This is a genomic window from Intestinibacter sp., assembly GCF_051866655.1.
Classification (GTDB): Bacteria; Bacillota; Clostridia; order Peptostreptococcales; family Peptostreptococcaceae; genus Intestinibacter.
Genome location: NZ_JBJDXL010000201.1, coordinates 1 through 4,949 on the forward strand (window position 1 = coordinate 1; position 4,949 = coordinate 4,949).

The 4,949-nt window shown below is 29.3% G+C and carries 4 protein-coding genes; 1 reads left to right on the plus strand and 3 read right to left on the minus strand.

Annotation, left to right across the window (positions count from 1 at the left end; translation table 11 throughout):
• A partial coding sequence (locus ACI3VO_RS06175; RefSeq protein WP_226927000.1) for a formate--tetrahydrofolate ligase occupies positions 1-95 on the plus strand: 95 nt, incomplete at its 5' end.
• A gap of 189 nt (positions 96-284) precedes the next feature.
• Here the strand turns inward: ACI3VO_RS06175 and ACI3VO_RS06180 are convergent.
• The 3 genes from ACI3VO_RS06180 to ACI3VO_RS06190 form a co-directional block, all read right to left on the minus strand.
• Positions 285-2,831, minus strand: a complete 2,547-nt coding sequence (locus ACI3VO_RS06180; RefSeq protein ID WP_439757069.1) for a PEP/pyruvate-binding domain-containing protein — start codon at positions 2,829-2,831, stop codon at positions 285-287.
• Positions 2,832-3,044: 213 nt separating this feature from the next.
• Positions 3,045-3,836 (minus strand): Cof-type HAD-IIB family hydrolase, encoded by a 792-nt coding sequence (locus tag ACI3VO_RS06185; RefSeq protein WP_439757070.1) that lies wholly within the window; start codon positions 3,834-3,836, stop codon positions 3,045-3,047.
• Positions 3,837-3,839: 3 nt separating this feature from the next.
• A complete protein-coding gene (locus ACI3VO_RS06190) occupies positions 3,840-4,724 on the minus strand; it encodes a RelA/SpoT domain-containing protein (RefSeq protein WP_439757071.1) in 885 nt (294 codons plus the stop codon).
• Positions 4,725-4,949 lie beyond the last annotated feature (225 nt).

Sequence of the window (4,949 nt, forward strand, 5' to 3'; positions counted from 1 at the left end):
CTGGTGAAATAATGAAGATGCCAGGACTTCCAAAAGTTCCAGCAGCTGAAAAGATTGACGTTGATGAAAACGGAGTAATATCAGGATTATTCTAATTTCCAATTAATATATATGTAATACCACATAAATAAACTATATTTATACCATATCCTTTATAATCAATTGAAAGAGAGTGTCTAAAGTATTTTTAGACCTCTTTTTTTTCATTAAAAAAGGCTTACTGAAAAATAATTTTTCAGAAGCCTTTTAATTTTATACTATATCAACAGTATATTATTTAGATATTAAGAACAAGTTACAATTTGTTCAGTTATATCAGAATAAATTTGAAGTCCTTTTGTATCATATACTTTAATTACATCTTCATTTATATTATTGTCTTTTACAATTTGTTTTACTATGTTTTCTTTTTCTCTCAATTTATATTCATTAAATATTACATCGCTCTTATTATCAAATAATGCAACATAGAAGATTCCTGTTTCTACTAAGTCTTGGAAGAAGTGACTTCCATAAGATAATTCAGGCATCAAATCTTGATTACTATAAGCTATTTCACACATTACAGACATATTACATAGCTCTGTAAATTTAACAGGTACTCCAAGTGCTGGGTTACTACTACCCCATCTACCTGGTCCCATAAGCATTGCATTCTTTCCTTTTAACTCCTTGTTTACAAATCCAACCTGTCTAGCTATATCGTATTTTTCAACCTCTGATAATTTTAGATAATCATCTGAAGATATAAATACTATATAATCTATAGCAAGTCTTACATTACCACCCATGAAGTTTCCTTGTGATGAGAATAAGCATGAGCTAGAATCCTCTAATTTAGGTAATTCTACTGTCTTACCTAGACCTCTAGTTTGCAATGGTCTACATTGAACTATGTTTATTCTAAAATGACCTTGTCTATCAAAGTTAGCAGTATACTCAATATCTACAGGATAATTGTATTTTGATGAAACCACCTTTAATATTTTTCTCATAGCTTCAGCAAATTTCGTACTTCTCAACAATCTTTCAAAATTCAATACAAATGGTATATTAGATGTATCTATTCCTACTCTCTTGAATCTTTCTTCTGTGTCTTTGTCCTTTGAACCAAATAAGCTACTTTGTGTCTTTAAATTATTTTTAACAGCATCATTTACTGTCACTGTTTCCACACTATTTGTATTTAAATTTAATACATCCACATAATGTTGACAGAATTTTTGAGGATCCTTCTTAGTCATAGCAGGAAGTCTAGTTGGATCATCTAATGCAACTATTCTAACGTAGTCATTATTAACTCTATCAACGGCTCTTGTACCAAGACCAAATACAAGTCTAAGCATACCTGCATCCATATCTATCTTCTTATTCCAAACATATAAATTTGATGAGTTTGCAACTCCAGCTACATGAGGGAAGTAATATTCTCCATAATAATCTCCTGAAACCCTTTGAACCAAGATAGCCATTTGTTCATCACGTTTGTCTAACCCACGATTTTTTCTGTAATTTAATGCGTCTTCATTCATTGTACTTGCATATACTGTTCTTATTGCATCTTCAAAATCCTTTAATCTAGCTTCTGGTGTACCTTGATTTATACAGAAAACACTGTCGTATTTACCTGCAAAAGCATTACCAAAGTTATCTTCTAGAAGCGAACTTGATCTTACAACTATAGGACATTGTCCATAGTATTCCAATAAGTGCATAAATTGCTCTTCTATCATTTGAGAGAATTTACCATTCTTTAATCCATCCTGCAATTCTTTAGCATATACAAAATAACCTTCATCAGTTTTTTGCTTCATTCGTAAATCCCATAATCCATTTTCAACTATATAAGAATAGAAAACATCTGTCCCAATGTAAAATGAGTCATGTGGCTCTAATATATCTTTAAAATATTCTTTAGTTTCTTCTGATTTACTTACGATAGCAGTAGCCATAAGCATACCTATACTCTTACCACCTATAAATCCTGTACCGATTTCACGAGATGCAATTTGCACCATATCCTCTAAAGTAAAGTATTTTTGGCACATATCGTGGATTTTACTGTCCTTACCAACTAATATTTTTATTAAAATATCCTTCATTCTATTTTGAGTGACTTCATCTTGGTTAAGTGCAGCCTTTGCCTTGTTGAAATTTATTCTCCAATAACCAAGTCTTTTATTTCGCCAGTCGAAATTTGAAAATAGCTTTGAAGCTTCTCCACTTGAAGTTATAGTAGTAACTTCATCTCCATCGATTTTATGTGGGAAGAATAAAATAGGAGTATATCTATCTTCAACCTTTAATGGATGTATATAGAAATTACCTTCTACATTGTATATATCCATTAAAACCTGTGTAGTTTCTCTTATTTTAGCTATAGTTTCATAAGTATAAGAATTTCTCTTTATTGAAAAATACGCTACTGCTCCAATTTTATACAGATAAGGACATGTAACCTTGAAGAAGTTTACTGTCATTAAGTCTGAATACCATCCTCTTTGTATATATGTAAGACTATCAAATACATAAACTGCATTTTCACTTTGTGTCTTTATTATGTGGTGAACAGACATTGTAAATTCTTCAAATCCCTTTTCCAAGTCTAGTTCAAATAAATTAACTGAATCTAAATCATCGATTATTGGATTTCCTTTTCCAAATCGAATATAATTTACTTTTTTTCCATCTGCTATTGATTTTTTTGCGAAAACGTTTGCTACATGTCTATAGTTATTTATATCTTCAACCTGCCATACGACATTATCACCAGGGTACCATCCACCCATGATATCATCGAAGCCTTTTATCCCTGTACTTATTTTTTCCATACGTATGCACTCCTTGTCTGAATATTTAGTTATTTTAATTATATCCATATGAAAAATTTTTTACCTTAATATAATTAACAAATTATATATTAATATAATTTTATTTAAAATAATAAAATAAGAAATATAATTTTTTCACGTATTATAAACAAAATTTTTTCTATATAAATGAAAAAGATGCCGAAATATTTATATTTTCAGCATCTCTATTATTTATACTATATTGAAATGTTGTAATGCATATTGTATGCCATCATCATCTACATCTTTTGTTACAAATTTTACGATTTTAGATAGATCTTTCTCTCCATTTGCCATTAATACTCCATTTGGACAAAATTCAAACATAGCAGTATCGTTGTAGCTATCTCCAAATGCATAGCTATTTTCTTTTTTTAAATTAAAATAATTTAATAAAAACTCCATACCTGTTGCCTTTGAATGTCCTTTTGGAACAACCTCTATATTATTTGAACCTCTATCTATATAGTCAAAGCCTTCATTCTCAAGATACTCAACTATATTTTCTAATTTATCGCTATTTTTTAATGTGGCAAAAAACTTATCGAAATACAATTCATCACTTGTATAAGGTTTCATAGGGAATCCTCTTTTTTCAAAGTTCTTAATTATAGCTTGAACATCCTTGCTCTTGCTGTCATAATCCATAAATATTGCTTTTTCTCCCTCAATTATAGTTTCCATTTCATTTTCATTTAAAAAGTTTATTATTTCCTTATACTTATTTTTTTCTATGCTTTTATGGTACAATACTTTGCCATTTACCTCTATATAAGTTCCACATCCACAGATATATCCATCAAACCCCATATCTTCTAATCTTGGTTCTACTAAAGCTCTAGTTCTACCTGTGTTTATAATAGTTATATGTCCATTTTCTTGAGCTTTTTTAAGTGCATTTTTCGTACTTTCTGGTATTTCATTGTTTACTTCTGAAATCAATGTACCATCAATATCAAAAAATAATATTTTCTTTTGTGTCATTTATTACCTCCTCAAATTCTTTGGTCTATCCCCCCAAATTATATTATCTATATCATTTACTATAGACTGTCTCTCCTCTTTACTTAAAGAGTCATTTTCATAGATTTTTTGGCGCAAATTTCTGAGCATATCGTTTTTATTTTTCAATTTTTTGTTGTATTTATATTCAATATCGCTAAAGCTTTGATTTAGCATATTTATAAGCGACGCCATCTCATCAGAGCTTCCTGCAATTCTATTTAACAGCATTAGATTTTGAGCTAATACCTCTGGAATGTCTCCATCATGGCTATATCTAAGCTGGTGATCTATTTCGCCATATCCCTCTTCAAAGATAGTTCTGACTTGTATTTCTATAGTCGATAAATCGTGTTCTGCTCCGTATTTAATAAGATAATGAACAGATCTATATCCAGAAACTCTAGATCTAACAGGAATAGATTTTTCTTCGAACGTCTTTACATTGTCGCCCTCTCTTATATTCGCTACAATCTCAATAACATTCCATTTATTAGTTATGAAATTGTGTATTTCTTCCCAGTCATCCTTAAAAATATGTATTGCACGAATTCCCATTAAATCTGTAACTTCGTCTTTATAATTTTCTATACTAAAATTAAAATGAGCTCCATATTTCCTTCTTCTATCAGGAGTTTTTCTAACCATCTTTTGTAATAGCCTTTTAGGGTCTTTTACTCTAGCTTTTACAGAATGGACTTTTGGATGTTCTCTAAGTACATTCGCCACATAGGTTATTTTAGCATCATAAATATCAATTGATTTCTTATAATCTTGTAGTATATTATATAAATCTATCCAATTTATACCTAACTCTATCAAAGAATATTCATCTAAGCCATACATATTTAAAAAATCATCTCTATTCATAGGCTATACTACCTCCTTAAATTACTATTACAACCTTTCAAATTTTTGTCAAGTAAATTATTTTCTATCTATTTATTATATCATATGTTTTAAATTTCTCATCAATCTATATAAAACATATATTATTATTTGTTTTCATATTCGATATACTATATAATAAAATTACTATATGAATACGAAAGAAGGGATATTAAACTATGGCTTTTATGGATAAATTAAACAATC

Coding starts and splice junctions, on each gene's coding strand:
- ACI3VO_RS06185 (WP_439757070.1), bottom strand. CDS start 3,836: ATGACACAAAAGAAAATATTATTTTTTGATATTGATGGTACATTGATT.
- ACI3VO_RS06190 (WP_439757071.1), bottom strand. CDS start 4,724: ATGAATAGAGATGATTTTTTAAATATGTATGGCTTAGATGAATATTCT.
- ACI3VO_RS06180 (WP_439757069.1), bottom strand. CDS start 2,831: ATGGAAAAAATAAGTACAGGGATAAAAGGCTTCGATGATATCATGGGT.